Origin of the sequence: Kitasatospora purpeofusca (genome assembly GCF_036010405.1) — a bacterium.
Classification (GTDB): Bacteria; Actinomycetota; Actinomycetes; order Streptomycetales; family Streptomycetaceae; genus Kitasatospora; species Kitasatospora purpeofusca.
The window spans coordinates 7,444,185-7,464,763 of the sequence record NZ_CP108561.1; the positions used below are offsets into that span (position 1 = coordinate 7,444,185).

Sequence of the window (20,579 nt, forward strand, 5' to 3'; positions counted from 1 at the left end):
GACCACTCCGGGAGCTTCCGCAGTGACCGACCCGACCGCCCCGGGAGCCTCCGCCGTGACCGATCCGCACCACCCGATGGCCGAGGTGCTGGCCGGATTCGCCCCGTACCCGGACGAGTTCGCCGCGCGCTACCGGGCCGACGGCCACTGGCGCGGCGAGACCTTCGGCTCGGTGCTGCGCGAGCGCGCGGCCGCCCACCCCGACCGGATCGCGATCGTCGACCCGGCCGGCGGCACCGGCGAGGACCCCACCCGACGCTGGACGTACGCCGAACTCGACCTGCGGGCCGACCGGATGGCCGCCGGACTGCGCGCCCGGGGCATCCGCCGGGGCGACCGCGTCGTGGTCCAGCTCCCCAACACCGCCGAGTTCTTCGAGCTGGTCTTCGGGCTGTTCCGGGTCGGCGCGCTGCCGGTCTTCGCGCTGCCCGCCCACCGGTACACCGAGATCTCCTACTTCTGCTCCTTCACCGGCGCGGTCGGCTATGTGGTCCCGGCCGTCGAGGGCGGCTTCGACCACCGCGACCTGGCGAGCAGGGTGAAGGCGGAGACGCCCTCGCTGCGGCACGTCCTGGTGGTGGGCGGGGACGCCGGGGAGCACACTCCGCTGGCCGAGGTCCCGGTCGACCCGGCCGATGCGGCCGGCGCGCCCGGTGACGAGCCGCAGCCCGGCGACGTTGCCTTCCTCCAGCTGTCCGGGGGCAGCACCGGGGTGCCCAAGCTCATCCCGCGCACCCACGACGACTACATCTACTCGCTGCGCGGCTCGGTCGAGCTCTGCGGCCAGGACGAGAACAGCGTCTACCTCGTGGTGCTGCCCGCCGCGCACAACTTCCCGCTCAGCTCGCCGGGTTCGCTCGGCACGCTGTACGCGGGCGGCCGGGTGGTGCTCTGCCCGCAGCCGAGCCCGGAGACGGCGTTCCCGCTGATCGGGCGCGAGGGCGTGACCATCACCGGCCTGGTGCCGCCGCTGGCCCTGCTCTGGCTGGACTCCGCCGAGCGGATCCGCGAGGCCGGGGGCAGTGCCGGTCTGGAGACCCTGGAGGTGCTGCTCGTCGGCGGCGCCAAGTTCAGCGAGGAGGCGGCCCGGCGGGTGCGCCCGGTGCTGGGCTGCACCCTCCAGCAGGTGTTCGGGATGGCCGAGGGCCTGGTCAACTACACCCGGCTGGACGACCCGGAGGAGGTGGTCGTCACCACCCAGGGCCGGCCGATCTCCCCGGACGACGAGGTGCGGGTGGTCGACGACGAGGACCGCGACCTGCCCGACGGCACCACCGGCCACCTGCTCACCCGCGGCCCGTACACCATCCGCGGCTACTGGAACGCGCCCGAGCACAACGCCGCCTCCTTCACCGCGGACGGCTTCTACCGCACCGGTGACCTGGTCCGCCGCACCGCCACCGGCCACCTGGTGGTCGAGGGCCGGGCCAAGGACCAGATCAACCGGGGCGGCGAGAAGGTCGCCGCAGAGGAGATCGAGAACCACCTGCTGGCCCACCCGGCCGTGCACGACGCGGCGGTGGTCTCGATGCCCGACCCGTACCTCGGCGAGCGCACCTGCGCCTACGTCGTCCTGCGCGAGGAGCACCGCGCGCAGCCGCCGAAGTCCGTGGAGCTGAAGCGCTTCGTGCGGCAGCGCGGCCTGGCCGACTTCAAGGTGCCGGACCGGGTCGAGTTCGTCGACGCCTTCCCCGCCACCGGTATCGGCAAGGTCAGCAAGAAGGACCTGCGCGCCGCCATCGCCGCCTCCCTCACCTCCTCCTGAGCCTCGACTCCCGAGCCTCGCCTCCCGACTTCACAGTCTCCCGAACGTTAAGGACGCACGCCGTGGGCCTGCCCCGCATCCCCTCCTATCCGATGCCCGCCGCCGCCGAGCTGCCGGCCAACCGGGTCGACTGGACGGTCGACCCGTCCCGCGCCGTGCTGCTGGTGCACGACCTGCAGAACCACTTCATGCGCGCCTTCGACACCTCGGCCGAGCCGGTCACCGAGCTGTTCGCCAACATCAACCGGCTGCGCGCCTGGGCCGCCGAGCACGGCGTGCCCGTCGTCTACTCGGCCCAGCCGGGCGGCCAGAGCGCCGAGCAGCGCGGCCTGCAGCAGGACTTCTGGGGCCCGGGGATCCCGGACGACCCGCAGGCGGCGGCGATCGTCGACGAGGTCGCCCCGGCCGAGGGCGACCGGCTGCTCACCAAGTGGAAGTACAGCGCCTTCGTCCGGACCGACCTGGACGAGCTGCTGCGCGAGCAGGGCCGCGACGAGCTGGTGATCACCGGCGTGTACGCGCACATCGGCGTGCAGGCGACCGCCTGCGACGCCTGGATGCGGGACATCCGGGCCTTCGTGGTGGCCGACGCGGTCGCCGACTTCGGCGCGGACGAGCACCGTGCCGCGCTCACCTGGGTGGCCGGCCGCTGCGGCGTCGTCACCGGTACCGACTCCGTCGTGGAAGGGAAGTGACAGCCATGGCCTTCACCGTGGAGCGAATCCGGGCCGAGGTCGCCGACCTGCTCGGCGAGGACCCGGCGGACATCCCGCTGGACGAGAACCTGGCCGACTGGGGCCTGGACTCGGTGCGCCTGATGGCGCTGGCCGAGCGCTGGCGGGCCGAGGGCGCCGAGGTGGCCTTCCTCCAGCTGGCCGAGCGTCCGGCCGTCGAGGCCTGGGCCGAGCTGCTGGGCGCGTCCTGATGGAGTCCGGCACGGCGGTGGCGAAGCCGTCGCGGACGGAGCGGTGGCCGGCCACCACGGTGGTCGGTCCGATCGAGGCCCGGGCGGCGCGGACGCCGCACGCCCCGGCCCTGCTGCCGGCCGGCGCGGCGCCGGTGAGCTACGGCGAGCTGAACGCCTCGGCCAACCGGATGGCCCGCTGCCTGGCGGAGCGGGGCGCCCGCCCCGGCACGGTCGTCGGCCTCGCACTGACCCGCCCGGCCGACCTGGTTCCGGCGCTGCTGGCGGTGGCCAAGTCGGGTGCGGCGTACCTGGCGCTGGACCCGGACGACGCCCCCGGGCGGCTGTCCTGGCTGCTGGCCGACGCGGCGCCGGTGTGCGTGCTGGGAGAGGGGGTGCCGGACGCCGAGCGGCCGAGCCCCGCCGAGCTGGCCGGGCGGGCGGCCACCGACCCGCCCCGGGCGCTCACCCCGCAGCACCCGCTGTGCCGGGCCTACGGGCCGGGCGGGCGTCCGGCCGGGGTGTGGACCACCCATGCCGAGGTGGACCGCCGGGTGCGCGAGCTGCAGTCCGTCTACGGGCTCGGCCCGGGCGACCGGGTGCTGCAACTCGGCCTGCCGCTGTGGGAGTTCCTGTGGCCGCTGCGGACCGGGGCGGCGCTGGTGCTGGCCGATCCGGACCTGCCGGGCGAGGTCGGGGACCTCGTCCGGGCGGCCGGGGTGACCGCGCTGCGCGCGGCGCCCTCGGTGCTCGGAGAGCTGGTGCCCGAGCCGGGGCCGGTGCACCTGGTCCCGGAGCGCGGCTGACGGACCCGACGGACAGCGGCCGACGGACTTCCGAGCCCGTCGGCCGCTGTCCGCCGCCGTCATCCGTGCGTCGCCCGCGTCACCCGCGCGGCGCCGCCGCGAAGTCGGCAGCGGTCCAGGCCAGCGCGACCGCGCCCTCCAGGATCGCCCGGTCCGCCTGCGGCGAGACGGCGGCCTCGACGAACGCGGCCTCGTGCGGGCCGCAGGAGCCGCCGGTGATGTCCAGGACCGGGTGGATGGAGGGGACGGCGTGCGAGACGTTGCCCATGTCGGTGCAGGCGAACGGCCCGCTCTCGACCGGCTCCGGGCGGCCCGCCGCCGCCGCGTTGGCCCGCCACAGCGCGAGCAGTCCGGTGTCGCTGCGGAAGTCGAGGTAGTCCGGCTCCGGCCGGGTCAGCTCGACCTCGCACCCGGTGGCCAGCGCGCCGGCCCGGAAGCAGTCCTCGACCCGCTCGCGCAGCGCCGCGAGGTCCTCGGCGGCGGAGGTCCGGATCTCGTACTCGGCGGTGGCGCTGTCGGGGATGAGGTTGGGCGCCGTGCCGGCGGCCGTGGTGATGCCGTGCACCCGCCACTGCGGCGGCAGTTGCTGCCGCAGCAGGCCGAGCGCGACCTGGGCGACGGTGAGGGCGTCGGCGGCGTTGCGTCCCTCGTGCGGGTTGAGGCTGGGGTGGGCGGCGCGGCCGGTGTAGCGGACGGACAGGGTGCCGAGCGCGAAGGAGTGGAAGTCGGCGACCTCCACCGGACAGGGGTGGACCATCATCGCGGCGTCCACGCCGTCGAACGCGCCCCCGTCCAGCAGCAGCGCCTTCCCGGCGCCGCGCTCCTCGGCCGGTGCGCCGATCACCCGGACGGTGAGTCCGAGCCGGTCGGCGTGGGGGGCGAGGCCGAGCGCGGCGCCGAGGCCGGCGGCGGCGATGAGGTTGTGGCCGCAGGCGTGGCCGAGGCCGGGCAGGGCGTCGTACTCGCAGACGATCGCGACGGTGACCGGTCCGCTGCCGGTGCTCGCGCTGAACGCGGTGGGCAGGCCGGCGGTGCCGGGTTCGACGGAGTAGCCGTGCTCGCGCAGCAGTTCGGCGCACCACTCGGCGGCCCGGTGTTCCTCGAACGCGACCTCCGGGTGGGCGTGGATGCGGCGGCTGAGCGCCAGCAGCTCGTCCCGGTGGGCGAGGACGCGCTCGCGCACGGCCTGCTTCGACGTGGGGTCGGCCGGTCCGGCGGCGACCGCCGGACCGGGCGCGGGCACGCTCGCGTTCAAGGGGGACATCGGCGCCTCCGGGGCTGTCAGGGCCTGCCCATCGGCAGGCTGTTGACCAGACAATATGCAGATAGCTTAGGCTAACCTAACCAGGCAATTGGCGTGCCGTTCGCCGGACCCGAGGAGCTTTCAGAACCATGCGTCGCCACCAGGCCGCGTCCGACCCCGTCGCCGTCCCCGCCGCAACCGACGTACCGCTGCTCGCCACCCAGGCGGCGATCTGGTACGCCCAGGCGCTCGACCCCGAAAGCCCGGTCTACAACACCGGCGACGCCGTCGAGATCACCGGCCCGCTCGACGCCGGGCTGTTCGAGAGCGCCCTGCGCCGCACCGTCGACGAGGCCGACGCGCTCTCCGCCGTCGTCGTCACGGAGAACACGGGTGCGGAGGACGCCGACCCGGCGCCCCGTCAGCGCCTCGCCCCCGGCCGCCCCTGGACCCTGCACCACCTCGACCTGCGCGCCGAGGCCGACCCGGAGGCCGCCGCCGGGACCTGGATGCGCGCCGACCTGGCCCGCCCCGTCGACCTCGCCGAGGGCCCGCTCTTCACCCAGGCCCTGGTCCGCCTCGCCGAGGACCGCCACTGGTGGTACCAGCGCGTCCACCACCTCGCCGTCGACGCCTACGCGCTCACCCTGCTCACCGGCCGGGTCGCCGAGCTCTACACCTCGCTCACCACCGGCACCCGCCCCACCGACCGCACCTTCGCCACCCCCGCCGAGGTCGCCGCCGAGGAGGCCGCCTACCGCGCAGGCCCGGAGCACGCCGCCGACCGCGCCTTCTGGCGCGACCGCCTGGCCGGCGCCGACGCCCCCGCCACCCTCCCCGGCGGCACCCCCGCCGGCCCCGCCGGACTGCCCCGCCTGGCCACCTCCCTCCCCGCCGGCACCCTGCCCCGGCTGGAGGCCGCCGCCAAGGCCGCCCGCGCCACCTGGGCCGAACTCGTCATCGCCGCCACCGCCGGCTACCTGCACCGCCTCGCCGGCACCGAGGACGTCGTGCTCGGCCTGCCGCTCGCCAACCGCCGCGGCCCCGCCGCCCTGCGCACCCCCGTCGCCACCGCCAACGTGCTGCCGCTGCGCCTCGCCGTCCACCCCCGCGACACCGCCGCCGAACTGCTGCGCCGGGTCGTCCTGGAGGTCCGCGACGTCCGCCGCCACCAGCGCTACCCGCTGGAGGACCTGCGCCGCGACCTCGGGCTCACCGGCACCCGCCGCGCCCTGTTCGGACCGATGGTCAACATCAAGGCCTTCGAGCGCGACCTCGACCTCGCGGGCCTGCCCGGCACCGTCCGCAACCTCGCCGCCGGCCCCGTCGACGACCTCGCCCTCGCCGTCTCGCCCGGCCCCGACGGCGCCCTGCGGATCGGCCTGGAGGCCCACCCCGACCAGTACGGCGCCGACGCCCTCGCCGCCCACCGCGACGGCCTGCTGCGCTACCTCGACGGCCTCGCCGGCCTGCTGCTCGACGCCCCGCACACCCCGATCGCCCGGATCGACCTGCTCGACCAGGACGCGCTGCGCCGCGCCACCGCCGGCCGCACCGAGCCGCCCGCCACCCGCACCGTGCCCGAACTGCTCGCCGGCCAGGCCGCCCGCACCCCCGACGCGGTCGCCCTGCGTTGCGGCGCCACCACCCTCACCTTCGCCGAACTGGACGCCGCCAGCAGCCGCCTCGCGCACCGCCTCACCGACCTCGGCGTCCGCGCCGACACCCCCGTCGCCCTCGCCATGCCGCGCGGCGCCGACACCCTGGTCGCGATGTTCGCCGTGCTCAAGGCCGGCGGCGCCTGCCTCTCCCTGGACCTCACCCACCCCCGGCAGCGGACCGCCGACATCCTCGACGACACCCGCCCGGTGTGCGCCGTCGGCACCGCCGAGGCCCTCGCCGCGCTGCCCGGCGCCGCCGACCGCCCCGCCGTCGCCCTCGACGACCCCGCCGTCCGCGCCGAACTCGCCGCCCTGCCCGCCGGACCGCTGCCCGCCCCCGACCCGGCGCACACCGCCTACCTGCTGCACACCTCCGGCTCCACCGGCCGCCCCAAGGGCGTCGTCGTCACCCACGCCTCGCTCGCCAACCTCGCCGCCGGCCACGACGAGGACCACATCACCCCCGCCCTCGCCCGCACCGGCCGCCAGCGGCTGCGGATCGCCCACAGCGCCTCCTTCGCCTTCGACGCCTCCTGGGACCCGGTGCTGTGGATGCTCCACGGCCACGAGCTCCACCTGCTCGACGACGAGACCTACCGCGACCCGGCCGCCCTCGTCGGCCACGTCCGCGACGAGCGGATCGACTACCTCGACGTCACCCCGTCCTACCTGGACGTGCTGATCGCCGAGGGCCTGCTCGCCGAGGACGCCCACCGCCCCGCCGTGGTCGCGGTCGGCGGCGAGGCCACCCCCGAGCCGCTCTGGCGCCGCCTCACCGCCGTCGACGGCCTGCGCCCCGTCAACCTCTACGGCCCCACCGAGACCACCGTCGACGCCTACACCTGGACCCCCGGTCCGGACGGCGCCCCGGTCGGCAAGGTCGTCCGCGGCTCGCGCGCCTACGTGCTCGACGGCTCGCTGCGCCCCGCCCCCGACGGCGCCGCCGGCGAGCTCTACGTGGCCGGCGCCTGCCTCGCACTCGGCTACCTCGGCCGCCCCGACCTCACCGCCGAACGCTTCCTCGCCGACCCCTTCGGCCCGCCCGGCAGCCGGATGTACCGCACCGGCGACCTCGCCCGCCGCCGGTCCGACGGCACCCTGGAGTTCCTCGGCCGCGCCGACGACCAGGTGAAGATCCGCGGCTTCCGGATCGAACCCGGCGAGATCGCCGCCGTGCTCGGCGAACTCCCCGGCGTCGACCGGGCCGTGGTGATCGCCCGCCCCGGCCCCAACGGCAAGCGGCTGCTCGGCTACGCCGTGCCCGCCGCCGGCGCCCTGCTCGACCCGGCCGCCCTGCGCTCCGGCCTCGCCGCCCGGCTGCCCGAGCACATGGTGCCCGCCGCCGTGCTCGTGCTCGACGACCTGCCGCGCACCGGCAACGACAAGCTCGACCACCGCGCCCTGCCCGAGCCCGAGTCCGACGCCGCCGAGGCCGGCGCCGCGCCCGCCACCCCGCAGGAGGAGAACATCTGCGGGCTGTTCGCCGACCTCCTCGACCAGGCCGGACCGCTCTCCCGCGACGCCGGGTTCTTCGACCTCGGCGGCCACTCGCTGCTGGCCGGCCGCCTCGCCGCCCGGCTGCGCGAGGCCCTCGGCGTGGCCGTCGGCTTCGCCGACGTCTTCCGCCACCCCACCCCGGCCGCCCTCGCCGCCCTGCTGCGCGAGCGCTCCGCCCCCGAACCCCGCCCCGCCCTGGTCCCGGTCGAGCGCGCCGAGCGGCTCCCGCTCTCCCCGGCCCAGCGCGGCCTGTGGTTCCACTACCGGCTGGAGGGCCCCAGCCCCACCTACAACATCCCGCTCGCCCTCACCCTCACCGGCCCGCTGGACCGCGACGCCCTCGCGCTCGCCGTCGGCGACCTCGTCGCCCGGCACGAGACCCTGCGCACCGTCTACGGCGAGTCCGCCGACGGCGAGCCCTACCAGCGGATCCTGCCGCCCGCCCCGGTCGAACTCCACACCGGCACCGGCGAGATCACCGACGCCGTCCGGTACGCCTTCGACCTCGGCGCCGAACCGCCGCTGCGGGCCAGCCTGTTCGCCCACCAGGACGGCACCCACACCCTCCTGCTGCTGCTCCACCACATCGCCGGCGACGGCGCCTCCACCACCCCGCTGGCCCGCGACCTGGCCGCCGCCCACACCGCCCGCCTCGCCGGGCGCGCCCCCGAACTGACGCCGCTGACCGTCCAGTTCGCCGACCACGTGGACTGGCAGGCGAAGCTCCTCGGCACCGGCGAGGCACCCAGTGCCCTCGCCGTCCGCCAGCTCGACCACTGGCGCAAGACCCTGGCCGGCCTGCCCGACCAGCTCGACCTGCCCACCGACCGCCCCCGCCCCGCCGTCGCCGCCCACCGGGGCGCCACCGTGCCGTTCCGCCTCGACGCCGACGCCCACGCGGCGCTGGCCGCGCTCGCCCGCACCACCGGCACCAGCGTCTTCACCGCCGTCCAGGCCGGTCTGGCCGCCCTGCTCACCCGGCACGGCTGCGGCACCGACATCCCCGTCGGCACCCCCGTCGCCGGCCGCGACTCCGACGAGACCGCCGCCCTGGTCGGCTACTTCGTCAACTCCGTGGTCCTGCGCACCGACACGTCCGGCGACCCGACCTTCCGCGACCTGCTCGGCCGCACCCGCACCGCCGTCCTCGGCGCCCACGACCACGCCGACCTGCCCTTCGACCGCCTGGTCGAGGAGCTCAACCCGCGCCGCTCGCTGGCCCGGCACCCGCTGTTCCAGGTCATGCTGGCCTGGCAGTCCGTCCCCGACCGGGCCTTCGCGCTCGGCGGCGGCCTCACCGCCACCGTCGCCGCGATCCCCTCCGGCACCGCCAAGTTCGACCTCACCCTCAACGCGGGCGAACTGCGCGAGGGCGGCATAGCCGGCTTCCTGGAGTACCGCACCGACCTCTTCGACGAGGCCACCGTGCGCGCCCTCGCCGAGCGCCTGGCCCGGCTGCTCACCGCCGCCGCCACCGCGCCCGACACCACGATCGGCCGGCTCCCGCTGATCGGCGCCGAGGAGCACCACCGCGCCCTGGTCGAGTGGAACGGCACCCCCGTCCGCTCGGTGCCCGGCGCCACCCTGCCCGAGCTGTTCGAGGCCGCCGCCCTCGCGAATCCGGGGGCCACCGCCGTCAGCTGCGACGGCGAGAGCCTCGGCTACGCCGAACTCGGCGCCCGCGCCGACCGGCTGGCCCGGCTGCTGGCCGCCCGCGGCATCGGGCCCGGCACCATCGTCGCCCTCGCCCTGCCGCGCTCCCTCGACCTGGTCACCGGCCTGCTCGCGGTCGCCAAGTCCGGCGCCGCCTACCTGCCGCTCGACCCCGAGTACCCGGCCGACCGGCTCGCCTACATGCTCGCCGACGCCGCGCCCGCCGCGCTGCTCACCGACACCGCCACCGCGCCCCGGATGCCCGAGCACCAGGTGCCGCAGCTCCTGGTCGACGGCGGCGAGGCGGACGCCCACCCGGCCGTCCCGCTGGCCCAGCACGAGCGCACCCGGCCGCTGACCGCCGAGGACACCGCCTACGTCATCTACACCTCCGGCTCCACCGGCCGCCCCAAGGGCGTCCCGGTCACCCACCACAACGTGGTCCGGCTGTTCTCCGCCACCGACCACTGGTTCGGCTTCGGCGCCGAGGACGTGTGGACGCTGTTCCACTCCTACGCCTTCGACTTCTCGGTCTGGGAGCTCTGGGGCGCCCTGCTCCGCGGCGGGCGGCTCGTCGTCGTCCCGCACCTGGTCAGCCGCGACCCGGCGGCCTTCCTCGACCTGCTCGCCCGCGAGCGGGTGACCGTCCTCAACCAGACGCCGTCCGCCTTCTACCAGCTCAGCGCCGCCGACCGGGAGCGGCCCGGCACCGAACTCGCCCTGCGCTACGTGGTGTTCGGCGGCGAGGCGCTCGAACTCGGCCGCCTCGACGACTGGTACGAGCGGCACGCCGACGACGCGCCCACCCTGGTCAACATGTACGGCATCACCGAGACCACCGTGCACGTCTCCTACATCGCCCTGGACCGGGCGAGCGCCGCCGCCGGCAGCAGCAGCACCATCGGCGTCAACATCCCCGACCTGCGGATCTACGTCCTCGACCAGTACCTCCAGCCCGTCCCGCCCGGCGTCACCGGCGAGATGTACGTGGCCGGCGCCGGCCTCGCCCGGGGCTACCTCGGCCGCCCGGCGCTCAGCTCCGAACGCTTCGTCGCCGACCCGTACGCCGAACTCTTCGGCGAGCGCGGCACCCGGATGTACCGCTCCGGCGACCTCGCCCGCCGCCGGGCCGACGGTGTTCTGGAGTACTTCGGCCGGGCCGACCAGCAGGTGAAGATCCGCGGCTTCCGGATCGAACTCGGCGAGATCGAGGCCGTCCTGGCCGCCCACCCGGCGGTCGCCGACGCCGCCGTGATCGTCCGCGAGGACGTGCCCGGCGACAAGCGGCTGGTCGGCTACGCCGTCCTCGCCCCCGGCGCCGACCTGGTCACCGGCGAGGAACTGCGCACCCGCACCGCCGCCGACCTGCCCGTCCACATGGTGCCGTCCGCCGTCGTCCTGCTCGACCGGCTGCCGCTCACCGCCAACGGCAAGCTCGACCGGCGCGCCCTGCCCGCCCCCGACGCCCCCGCCGCCGGGGCCGGCCGCCCGCCGCGCAACCCGCGCGAGCAGCAGCTCTGCGAACTGTTCGCCGAGGTCCTGGGAGTACCGGCGGTCGGCGTCGAGGACGACTTCTTCGCACTCGGCGGCCACTCCCTGCTGGTCGTCCGGCTCGCCGGGCGGATCCGGGCCGTGCTCGGCCTGGAGGTCGGCATCGGCACCCTGTTCCAGGCGCCGACCGTCGCCGCGCTCGACACCGCGCTGTCCGCGGACGCCCCCGGCGCCGACGCGCTCGACGTCCTGCTGCCGCTGCGGCCCACCGCCCCCGGCCGCCGCAACCCGCTCTTCGCCGTCCACCCGGCCGGCGGCCTCAGCTGGTGCTACACCGGACTGATCCGCAACATCCCGGCGGACGTGCCGATCTACGGCCTCCAGGCGCAGGGCGTCGGCGCCGCCACCGCCGACGAGCCGCTGCCCGCCACCATGGAGGACCTCGCCGCGCACTACGTCGACCGGCTCCGCGAGGTCCAGCCCGAGGGCCCCTACCGGCTGCTCGGCTGGTCCACCGGCGGCATCATCGCCCACGCCATGGCCGCCCGGCTGGAGGAGCTCGGCTGCGTCGTCGAACTGCTCGCCGTACTCGACGCCTACCCGGCCGAGGGCTTCCGCGACCTGCCGGTGCCCGACCAGGCCGAGGCCCTGGAGGCGCTGCTCACCATGGGCGGCTTCGGCCCCGAGGACCTCGACGGCCGGCCGCTGGAACTCGCCCACGTCACCGAGGTGCTGCGCCGCGAGGGCAGCCCGCTGGCCGGTCTCGACGACGCCACCGTCGAGGCGCTGAACCGGATCTACCTGCACATCAACCACCTGGTGCGCGAGTACGACCACCGCCGCCTCACCGGCGACGTGCTGTTCTTCCGCGCCGTCGTCGACACCATCGACGACACCCTGGTGCCCGAGCTGTGGACCCCGTACGTGGCCGGGCGGATCGACAACACCGATGTCGCCTGCTCGCACAAGGACATGACGCTGCCGGAGCCGATCGCGCACATCGCGGGCGTCGTCGCCGAGCACCTCACCGCCCTCGACTCCGGCCGCTGAACCCGGCCCCGTCCGCACCCGCAACCCGCTCCGAACACACAGGAGAACCCACCCCATGAGTGACGCCCCCGCCAACCCCTTCGACGGTGACGGCGAGTTCCTCGCGCTCGTCAACGACGAGGGCCAGCACTCGCTCTGGCCGGCCTTCGCCGCCGTCCCGGCCGGCTGGACCGTCGCCCACGGGCCGGGCGAGCGCGCCGCGGTGCTGGACTGGATCACCGCCCACTGGACCGAGCTGAGCCCGGCCCGATGACCGACACGGACGCCAAGCCCGCCCCCGCCCCCGGCAACCCCGCCGGGGCCGGGGGCGGCGCCCCGGCCCGCCCGCTGTTCGCGGGGCGCCTCGCCGTGGTGCTCGTGTACACGGCCGCGATGTGCATGAACGGCCTGGACTCGACGATCGTCAACCCGGCCCTGTTCACCATCGCCGGTGACTTCGGCCGCCCGGTCTCCGCCGCCAACGCGGTGGAGACCGCCTTCCTGGTCGGCCTCGCCGTCGGCCTCCCGGCGGCCGGCTGGCTCGGCGACCGGTTCGGGGTCCGCCGGGTCTTCCTCGGCTCGCTCGCGGTGTTCACCCTGGCCAGCGCCCTGTGCGCGGCCGCCCCCGGCCTCGGCGCGCTCACCGCCGCCCGGGCCGCCCAGGGCGTGGCCGGCGGCCTGCTCACCCCGGTCGGCATGACGCTGCTGTTCCGGGCCTTCGAACCGCACGAGCGGGCCGGCCTCGGCAAGGTGCTGATCGTGCCGACGGCCCTGATGCCCGCGCTCGGCCCGCCGCTCGGCGGCTTCCTGACCGAGCACCTCTCCTGGCACTGGCTGTTCCTGGTCAATGTGCCGATCGGCGTGGCGGCCGTCCTGACCGGCGTGTTCGCCCTGCGCGACCAGGAGGAGCCGCCGGCCGGGCGCTTCGACACCACCGGCTTCCTGCTCGCCACCCCCGGCCTGGGCCTGCTCACCTACGCGCTCGGCTTCGGCCCCGCGCACGGCTGGACCTCCCCGGCGGTCGGCCTCTCCGGGGTCCTCGGCGCGGTGCTGCTCGTCCTCGCCGTCCGGCACCAGCTGCGGGCCGAGGAGCCGCTGGTGGACCTGCGGCTGCTGGTCGACCGGACCTTCGGCGCGGCGAGCTGGCTGGCCCTGCTGACCGCCGCCGGACTGATGGGCGCGCTGTTCGCCTTCCCGCTGCTCTACCAGGCGGCGCTCGGCGCCTCGGCGCTGGACGCGGGCCTGAGCGTGTTCCCGGAGGCGATCGGCCTGATGGCCGCCTCCCAGGTCGTCGGCCGGCTGCTGCCGAGGCTCGGCCCGCGCCGGCTCGCGCTGCCGGCCCTGCTGCTCGCGGCGCTGGTGCTGGCGGCCCTCGCCCTGCCGGGCGTCGGTGAGAACGCCTGGGCCGTCCGGGCGCTGATGTTCGGCGTCGGCCTGATCCTGGGCACCGCCGTGCTGACGGTGCAGATCGCGGGCTTCGCGGACGTGCCGGGGCCCGCGATGGGCCGGGCGATGGGTCTGTTCACCATCGTCCGCACGCTCGGCGGCGCGTTCGGCATCGCCGGCGCCGCGGCGCTGATCGGCGCGCTGGCCGAGGACGGCACGCACAGCGCCGAACCCGGGCCCTACCGGGTCGCGCTGCTGGCCACGGCGGGCGCGGTCGCGCTCGGCGCCCTGGTCGCGGCCCGGCTGCCGAAGGAGGCCCCGGGTCCGCCGCCGATGGACTGAGCACCTCGTGGCACTCGCAGGACGGCACCCCGGTCGGGGTGCCGTCCTGCGGCCGTTTCCGGCCGTCGTGCCGTTCGTGCCGTTCGTTCCGTTCGCGGTCGTTCGCGGTCGTTCGCGGCCGTGTGCGGCCTGGATCTCAGAGCTCCTTGACGAGCCGCCGGTGCCCGCTGCCCCACCGGTACCCGAGGGCGGCGTTCACCGCGACCATCGGCACATTGCCGGCCTCGACCTCGGTGTGCGCCGTCCGCACACCGTGCCCGAGCAGGTACCGCGCCGCCTGCAGCTTGAGCGCCCGGGCGAGCCCGCGCCCGCGCCAGGCCCGCAGCACCGCCGTGTAGTGGACGCGGCAGGCCAGCGGGTCGGCCGTCCCGTGCACGACGGTGGCGCCGACGATCCGCCCGGAGCACTCGGCGGTGAACACCCAGTCGGGGCGGCCGCCGGGACCGGCCAGGGCCTCGGCCCGCCAGTCGTCGAACTCCGGCAGGGTGTCGGCGAATCCGGGGTTGTCGCGGAGGGTCTCGCGGTAGAGGTGGTGGAGCTGCCGCTCGGGCTCGGGCGCGAGGGTGGTGGCGAGGGTGTCCAGGTACAGCCCGGGCGGCGGCTGCGGGGCGGGCAGGTGTGGGCCCAAGGGGGCGCACGCCGACCGGACATGGGCGTCCACCCGGTAGCCGCGGCCGAGCAGCAGCCCGGTCAGCTCGGCGGTGGGGTCCCGCCCCGCGGTCGCCGACCCGTCGTGCCCGTCCGGGAGTTCGCCGAGCAGCCGGCCGGCTCCGGCCTCGCGGCCCCAGCGCTCCAGCCCGTCGTAGAGCGGCAGCAGCCAGGCCGGGGCGCGGCCCGGCGCGCTGACGACGAGCGAGGCGAGGTCCCCGGGCGGCGTCCAGGGCGCCCGCCAGGCGGTGGCGTACCCGAGCAGGTCCCCGGTGGGCCCGGGCTGGACCAGCCGGACCCGGCCGTGCCCGGTGAGCCGCCCGTGCAGGTCGGTGGTCAGCCGGTCCGCGTCGGGCAACGCCGCGTCCCGGCCGCGCAGTTCGGCGGCCGTGACGGGCGGCCCGGCCCCGTCGGCGGAGAGCAGCTCCGCCAGCGCGGGGTAGTCGGTGTCGGGCCGGAAAGCGCGGATCACCGGCGGCCGCCGGACAGAATGGAATGCGTCACATGTGACACGGTACTGGCCTTCGCGGCCTCCCGCCGGGGTTTCCCTTGCCTACCGGGCGGCCGCCCGTCCCGGACTCCCGGGTACCGTCACCCGACGGGGTGGAGAATGCCGGATTCCCCGGCAGGCGGGTACGGCGGGCGGTACGGTGCCCGCATGACCGTGCTCGTCCGCCGTCGTCACATCGACTTCGGCCGCATCCACTCCACCGGCTGTCCGGTCACCTTCTGATCGATCGATCGATCCCCGGCCCGTCGGGCCGCGCCGCCCGGCAGGACGGCGCCGCGCCGGACGGCCGTCGTTCTCCGCCGCCGCGCACGGTCCGCCGCCTCCGGGCGGGCCGGTCCGCGCCCGCGCGGCGCCGTCCCGGGCGCACCGGCCGACCCCTGCACACCGCCAGGCGTCCCCGTGTGCCCGGACGACCACGATCCGACCGCACCGAAGGGACCACCCTCCGCCATGACCGACACCGCCACCGACCACTACCTGCGCAACAACTCCGACTACGCCGCGGCCTTCGAGGGTCCGCTGCCGCTCCCGCCGGCCCGTCGCACGGCCGTCCTGGCCTGCATGGACGCCAGGCTGAACGTCTACGGCGCGCTCGGCCTCAACGAGGGCGACTCGCACGTGATCCGCAACGCCGGCGGCGTCGCCACGGACGACGCCATCCGTTCACTGGCGATCAGCCAGCGGCTGCTCGGGACCGAGGAGATCATCCTCGTCCACCACACCGACTGCGGGATGCTCACCTTCGGCGACGACGCCTTCCGCGAGGACATCCGGAAGGAGACCGGGGTCAAGCCGCCGTGGGCGGCGGAGGCCTTCTCGGACCTGGAGACCGACGTCCGGCAGTCGGCCGCGCGGATCCGGACCAGCCCCTTCATCCCGCACACCCGGTCCGTGCGCGGCTTCGTGTTCGACGTCGCGACCGGGGCCCTCGCGGAGGTCGAGCTCTGAGCGTCAGGGGTGGTGGGTGCGGTGGCCGCACCCACCACCCCTGGCGGGCCGGGGAGGGGTTTCAGCCGTGCTGCCCCAGCAGGTGGATCAGGCCGTCGGCGAGGCCCCCGCGCCAGCAGGCGTAGTCGTGCCCGCCGTTGAACTCGCGGTAGGCGAGGTCGTAGCCCCGGTCGAGCAGCACGTCGCGCAGATTGCGGTTCTGGGGGAGCAGCAGCCACTCCTGGAGACCGGCCTCCACCCAGAAGCGGGCGTCGCGCCGTTCGGCGGCGGCGAACCGACGGGTGAGCCACTCGCTGCCGTCGTTGTGCTCGGTGGGGTCCGGCCACCAGAAGGAACCGGACTGGGAGAGCGCGTTGCCGAACCGGGCCGGCCGGTGGAAGGCGGCGAAGGCGGCGGTCAGGCCGCCCGCGCTCTGGCCGGCGATCACCGTGCGGGCCGGGTCGGCGGTGGCCCGGTACTCGGCGCCGGCCCAGGGCAGCACCCGGTCGGCCAGCAGGTCGACGAAGTCCGGGTTGCAGCTGAGGTCGTCCGGCCTGGTCCGGGGCGGGGTGTGGACGAGCAGCGCGACGGTCGGCGGGATCAGCCCCTCGGCCGTCAGGTTGTCCAGGGTGTCGCCGACGGACAACTGCCCGCCCCACACGTCGCCGTCCAGCAGGACCAGCACCGGGTAGGGGCCGCCGTCCGCGCGGTGCCCGGCGGGCAGGTGGACGTCGATCGTCCGCCCGGCCGCCTCGGCGCGCACGGTGCGCCCGCGCGGCACCTCCGGGCGGCGCTCGGCGTACGGCTGGGCGAGCGCCTCGGGCAGGGCGAGCACCGAGGAGGGGTGGCGCCCGTCGCGGCCGGGCAGTCGCGGGCCCCGGTCGAGCGGGTCGGGGCGGGCGTCGTCCAGGACCTTCAGCCAGTCGGCCCGCCGGGTGCCGGGGGCGGCTCCGCGCACCGGGTACAACTGGTAGGACGCCCGGTGGTCGGCGCGCAGCCGGTAGGTGCGCGACCAGCCGCCGCCCCGGCGCTCCATCAGGTGCGGGGTGAGGTCGCCGGCGTGCCGGTCCTTGTCGGTGACGGTGTGGACGAGGGCGAGCACGCCGTCGTACGGCTGCTCGCCCGGCTCGTCCCGCAGGACGAAGGTCACCTGCCGGTAGGCCGGGTCCTCGGGGTCGGGGTCGACCAGCGGGGCGCCCTCGGCGGCCACCCGGGCCCAGAACGCGTCGTCGGTGCCGGGCTGTTCGTTCTGTGCCGCGGTGCCGGGCTGCTCGTTCGCCGTTGCCGGGCGGGGCTGTTCGTTCTGCACTGCGAGAACTCCTCGATGATCAGGCGGGGTTGCCCTTGCGGCCCAGCAGCACCCAGAGCAGGAACGGGCCGCCGAGCACGGTGGTGACGATGCCGACCGGGATCTCGACACCGGAGATCAGTACCCGGCCGAGGGTGTCGGCGAGCACGATCAGCACCGCGCCGACCAGGGCCGAGCCGAGTACCGGGACGCGGGACGGCCCGGCCAGCCGGCCGGCGACGACCGGTGCGGCCAGTGCGACGAATCCGACCGGTCCGCAGATCCCGACGGCGAGTCCGGCGAGTGCCACGGCCAGCAGCAGGCAGGTGAGCCGGACCCGGCCGGGGTCGACGCCGAGCGAGGAGGCCACATTGTCGTCGAAGCGCAGCACCGCGAGTCGGCGGGCCACCACCAGCGCGACCGGGACCAGGACGGCGAGGCCGATCAGCACCGGGGTGGCGACCTCGTAGTCCCGGCCGTTGAGGCTGCCGGAGGTCCAGACGTACAGCGAGGAGGCGGAACTGAGCGAGCGCCGGGCCATCGCGACCTGGATGATCGCGGAGGCGAGCGACGACATGGCGAGGCCGACCACGAGCACCCGGTAGCCGCGGGCGCCGAGGCCGCCGGAGACGGCGGTGACCACGGCGACGGCGACCAGCGCGCCGATCGGTCCGGCCCACCAGGCGCCGAACGCGCCGGTGGCGGTGACGGAGATCAGCACGGCGGCGGTGGCGCCGTCGTTGACGCCGAGCAGTTCGGGGGTGGCGAGCCGGTTGCGGGCCAGCGTCTGGGTGAGGCAGCCCGCCAGGCCGAGCGCGGCGCCGGCGGCCAGCCCGGCGACGATCCGGCCGAGCCGGAACTTCTGCACCAGCAGGACGTCGAGGCGGTCGCCGTAGCCGAAGACGGCCCGGAAGGTGGAGCCGAGGTCGAGTTCGCTCTGACCGGCGTGCGCGGAGACCACCACGGCGGCGAGCAGCGCGGCGGCGAGGCCGAGCGCGGCCAGCGCCGAGCGCCGCGGCAGCAGGACGGACAGCGCGCCGCGCCGGACCACCACGTCCGGCCTGGGCGGCTTCTCCTCCGGGTGGCCGCTCCGGCCGGAGGACTCGGCGGGGGCGGTGTCGGTCAGGCCGAGCGCGGCGGTCTTCCGGGACCGCACGATGGCGATCAGGGTGGGCGCGCCGATCAGCGCGACGATCACCGAGACCGGGGCCTCGAAGGGGCGGGCGACCACCCGGGCGAGCACGTCCGCCGCGGTCAGCACGGCGGCGCCGACGAGCCCGGCGAGCAGGGTGAGCCGGCCGACGCGGGGGCCGGCCGCGGCCCGTGCCAGGAAGCCGGCGAGCAGGCCGAGGAAGGAGATCGGTCCGGCCAGGGCGACGGCGGAGGCGGTGAGCAGGGTGACGGCCAGCGCGACGGCGGCGCGGGTGGCGCCGGGGCGGTGGCCGAGGCCGCGGGCGAGGTCGTCGCCGAGCGCGAGCGCGGACAGCGGCCGGGTGGTGAGCAGGGCCACCACGAAGCCGACGCCGAGCACCGGGGCGAGCTGGCTCAGCGTGGTCCAGCCCTCCACGCCGGACAGCGAGCCGAGCACCCAGACCCGGTAGCGGTCGTACGCCTCCGGGGAGTTGACGATCAGTACGCCGGTGAGGCCGCCGAAGGTGGCGCCGACGGCGGAGCCGCCGAGGACGAGCCGCATCGGGGAGCCGCCGCCCCGGCTGCCGGCGATCGCGAGCACGAGTCCGCTGGCCAGGACGGCGCCGCCGAAGGCGAAGGCGAGGTAGCCGTAGGAGGTCTGGACGCCGAGCACGGCGATGCCGAGGACGACGCCGAGCGAGGCACCGGCGTTGACGCCGAGCAGGCCGGTCTCGGCGAGCGGATTGCGGGTGACGGCCTGGAGTTGGGCGCCGGCCACGCCGAGCGCGCCGCCGACCAGCAGGGCGGTCAGGGTGCGGGGGAGGCGCAGGTCGCCGACGACCAGGGCGAGGTGACTGTCGGCGCGGGCGCCGCCGGTGTCGAGCAGGTAGTCCAGCACGCGGCCGGGGCCGACCTCGCCGGCGCCGACGGACAGCGAGAGCGCCGTCAGCGCGAGCAGTGCGGCGAGGATGCCGCCGAGGGTGATCCAGGCGGTGCGGCGGGACCGGTCGGCCGTCGGCGGTGCGGGGGCGGAGGGGTCCGCGCCGGCCGCTTCGACGGCACCCACTTGCGACAATGTCATAAGGTAAGGCTAACCTAATGGTCAGCGCGGTCGGACAGGTGTCCGAGCCGGGGTGGCATCCGTCCGGATCGTCCTGGTTCGTACTACCGCACCACCGCTGCACCGCCGCAGTCCGCACCGTCGTCCGTACCGCCCGTACGTAACACCCTTGCCCGGAGGCATTCATGTCGACCCCCCAGAGCTCGCTGCACCTCGCCCGCCGTCGCGCGGTCCAGGCGGTGGCCGCCACCGGGGCTGCCACGCTCCTGCTCGTCGGCTGCGGCTCGTCGGGCTCCTCCGACAAGGCGTCGGACAAGGGCTCCCCGTCCGCCGCCAGCACCTCGGCCGCCGCGACGACCGCCGCCGCGGGCAGCCCGGCCGCCGGCGACAAGCGGACCGTCAAGGACGCCACCGGCACGGCCGTCGAGATCCCCGCCGAGCCCAAGCGCATCGTCACCCTCACCCAGGAGGACCTCGACGCGGTGCTCGCCCTCGGCCTCAAGCCGGCCGGCATCACCAACGGCCAGGGCCTCAACGAGCCGCCGGCGTACCTGAAGGACAAGGTCCAGGGCATCCCGGTGGTCGGCAACCTGCTCCAGCCCGTCATGGACAAGGTGATCGCCGCCAAGCCCGACCTCATCCTGGCCGGCGACATGCAGGACCAGCAGGTCCTCAAGCAGCTGCGCGAGATCACCCCCGCCACCCTGGTCACGATGGCGCCGACCGACGACTGGAAGCTCTCCTTCCGCGGCATCGGCAACGCCCTCAACAAGCTGGAGCAGGCCAACAAGGTCATCGCCGACTACGACGCCAAGGCCGTCAAGGCCGGCGGCGAGCTGGGCGCCAACAAGGGCGCGGCCGTCTCCATCGTCCGCTGGAACCCGACCGGTCCCAGCTGGATGGAGAAGAAGCAGTTCGCCAGCGGCGTCGCCCTCGACATGGGCCTGACCCGCCCGAAGGCCCAGGACAAGGACGGCAACGCGCACACCCCGGCGCTGAGCCTGGAGAAGATCAACGAGATCGACGGCGACTGGCTGTTCCTGTCGACCCTCACCGACGACGGCAAGGCCGCGCTGAAGGACGTCCAGTCCAAGCCCGCCTACCAGGAGCTCGGTGCCGTGAAGAACAGCCACACCGTGACCGTGGACGGTTCGGTCTGGTCGACCCGCGGCGGCCCGCTCGCCGCGGACGTCGTGATCGGCGACATCGGCAAGGCGCTCGCCGCCAAGTGACCGGC

At 75.7% G+C, this 20,579-nt stretch carries 13 protein-coding genes; 9 read left to right on the forward strand and 4 right to left on the reverse strand.

What is annotated here, in order from left to right; translation table 11 throughout:
* Positions 1–76: 76 nt before the first annotated feature.
* The 4 genes from OG715_RS32610 (at position 77) to OG715_RS32625 (ending at position 3,475) form a co-directional block, all read left to right on the forward strand.
* A complete protein-coding gene (locus OG715_RS32610) occupies positions 77–1,765 on the forward strand; it encodes a (2,3-dihydroxybenzoyl)adenylate synthase (RefSeq protein ID WP_266274631.1) in 1,689 nt (562 codons plus the stop codon).
* Between the two features lie 62 nt (positions 1,766–1,827).
* Entirely contained in the window at positions 1,828–2,460 is a 633-nt protein-coding gene (locus OG715_RS32615; protein WP_266273706.1) for an isochorismatase family protein, read from the forward strand.
* A gap of 5 nt (positions 2,461–2,465) precedes the next feature.
* Positions 2,466–2,690 (forward strand): phosphopantetheine-binding protein, encoded by a 225-nt coding sequence (locus OG715_RS32620; protein ID WP_030391815.1) that lies wholly within the window; start codon positions 2,466–2,468, stop codon positions 2,688–2,690.
* 17 nt (positions 2,691–2,707) lie between these two features.
* Positions 2,708–3,475, forward strand: a complete 768-nt coding sequence (locus OG715_RS32625; RefSeq protein WP_266273705.1) for an AMP-binding protein — start codon at positions 2,708–2,710, stop codon at positions 3,473–3,475.
* Between the two features lie 79 nt (positions 3,476–3,554).
* Here OG715_RS32625 and OG715_RS32630 read toward each other — a convergent pair whose 3' ends face one another.
* Positions 3,555–4,739 (reverse strand): amidohydrolase, encoded by a 1,185-nt coding sequence (locus tag OG715_RS32630; protein WP_266273704.1) that lies wholly within the window; start codon positions 4,737–4,739, stop codon positions 3,555–3,557.
* A gap of 128 nt (positions 4,740–4,867) precedes the next feature.
* On the opposite strand from OG715_RS32630, the gene OG715_RS32635 reads away from it, so the two are divergent.
* The 3 genes from OG715_RS32635 to OG715_RS32645 are packed head-to-tail and all read left to right on the forward strand — an operon-like array spanning position 4,868 to position 13,777.
* Positions 4,868–12,070, forward strand: coding sequence for an amino acid adenylation domain-containing protein (locus OG715_RS32635; RefSeq protein ID WP_266273703.1), 7,203 nt, complete (start codon positions 4,868–4,870; stop codon positions 12,068–12,070).
* Between the two features lie 55 nt (positions 12,071–12,125).
* Positions 12,126–12,323 (forward strand): MbtH family protein, encoded by a 198-nt coding sequence (locus tag OG715_RS32640; protein WP_266273702.1) that lies wholly within the window; start codon positions 12,126–12,128, stop codon positions 12,321–12,323.
* Entirely contained in the window at positions 12,320–13,777 is a 1,458-nt protein-coding gene (locus OG715_RS32645; RefSeq protein ID WP_266273701.1) for a DHA2 family efflux MFS transporter permease subunit, read from the forward strand. Before OG715_RS32640 ends, OG715_RS32645 begins: the two co-directional genes overlap by 4 nt.
* A 136-nt stretch (positions 13,778–13,913) precedes the next feature.
* Here OG715_RS32645 and OG715_RS32650 read toward each other — a convergent pair whose 3' ends face one another.
* The gene (locus tag OG715_RS32650) at positions 13,914–14,897 is read right to left on the reverse strand and encodes a GNAT family N-acetyltransferase (protein WP_266273700.1); all 984 of its coding nucleotides are present in this window, start codon (positions 14,895–14,897) and stop codon (positions 13,914–13,916) included.
* Positions 14,898–15,386: 489 nt separating this feature from the next.
* Here OG715_RS32650 and OG715_RS32655 point away from each other — a divergent pair, with 489 nt between their 5' ends.
* Positions 15,387–15,884, forward strand: coding sequence for a beta-class carbonic anhydrase (locus OG715_RS32655; protein WP_030391822.1), 498 nt, complete (start codon positions 15,387–15,389; stop codon positions 15,882–15,884).
* A 61-nt stretch (positions 15,885–15,945) separates the two neighbouring features.
* Here the strand turns inward: OG715_RS32655 and fes are convergent, their stop codons facing one another.
* Together fes and fhuB are read right to left on the reverse strand one after the other, a co-directional pair.
* Positions 15,946–17,172, reverse strand: a complete 1,227-nt coding sequence (gene fes, locus OG715_RS32660) for an enterochelin esterase (protein WP_266273699.1) — start codon at positions 17,170–17,172, stop codon at positions 15,946–15,948.
* 19 nt (positions 17,173–17,191) lie between these two features.
* Positions 17,192–19,363, reverse strand: a complete 2,172-nt coding sequence (gene fhuB / locus OG715_RS32665; protein ID WP_266273698.1) for a Fe(3+)-hydroxamate ABC transporter permease FhuB — start codon at positions 19,361–19,363, stop codon at positions 17,192–17,194.
* A gap of 164 nt (positions 19,364–19,527) precedes the next feature.
* Between fhuB and OG715_RS32670 the strand changes: the two genes are divergently transcribed.
* Complete coding sequence (locus OG715_RS32670) at positions 19,528–20,574, forward strand: ABC transporter substrate-binding protein (RefSeq protein ID WP_266273697.1); 1,047 nt, start codon at positions 19,528–19,530, stop codon at positions 20,572–20,574.
* Positions 20,575–20,579 lie beyond the last annotated feature (5 nt).

Excerpts from the sequence above, each read along its gene's own strand:
- OG715_RS32610 (WP_266274631.1), top strand. The coding sequence starts at position 77 with ATGGCCGAGGTGCTGGCCGGATTCGCCCCGTACCCGGACGAGTTCGCC.
- OG715_RS32620 (WP_030391815.1), top strand. The coding sequence starts at position 2,466 with ATGGCCTTCACCGTGGAGCGAATCCGGGCCGAGGTCGCCGACCTGCTC.
- OG715_RS32630 (WP_266273704.1), bottom strand. The coding sequence starts at position 4,739 with ATGTCCCCCTTGAACGCGAGCGTGCCCGCGCCCGGTCCGGCGGTCGCC.
- OG715_RS32635 (WP_266273703.1), top strand. The coding sequence starts at position 4,868 with ATGCGTCGCCACCAGGCCGCGTCCGACCCCGTCGCCGTCCCCGCCGCA.
- OG715_RS32640 (WP_266273702.1), top strand. The coding sequence starts at position 12,126 with ATGAGTGACGCCCCCGCCAACCCCTTCGACGGTGACGGCGAGTTCCTC.
- OG715_RS32645 (WP_266273701.1), top strand. The coding sequence starts at position 12,320 with ATGACCGACACGGACGCCAAGCCCGCCCCCGCCCCCGGCAACCCCGCC.
- OG715_RS32655 (WP_030391822.1), top strand. The coding sequence starts at position 15,387 with ATGACCGACACCGCCACCGACCACTACCTGCGCAACAACTCCGACTAC.
- fhuB (WP_266273698.1), bottom strand. The coding sequence starts at position 19,363 with ATGACATTGTCGCAAGTGGGTGCCGTCGAAGCGGCCGGCGCGGACCCC.
- OG715_RS32670 (WP_266273697.1), top strand. The coding sequence starts at position 19,528 with ATGTCGACCCCCCAGAGCTCGCTGCACCTCGCCCGCCGTCGCGCGGTC.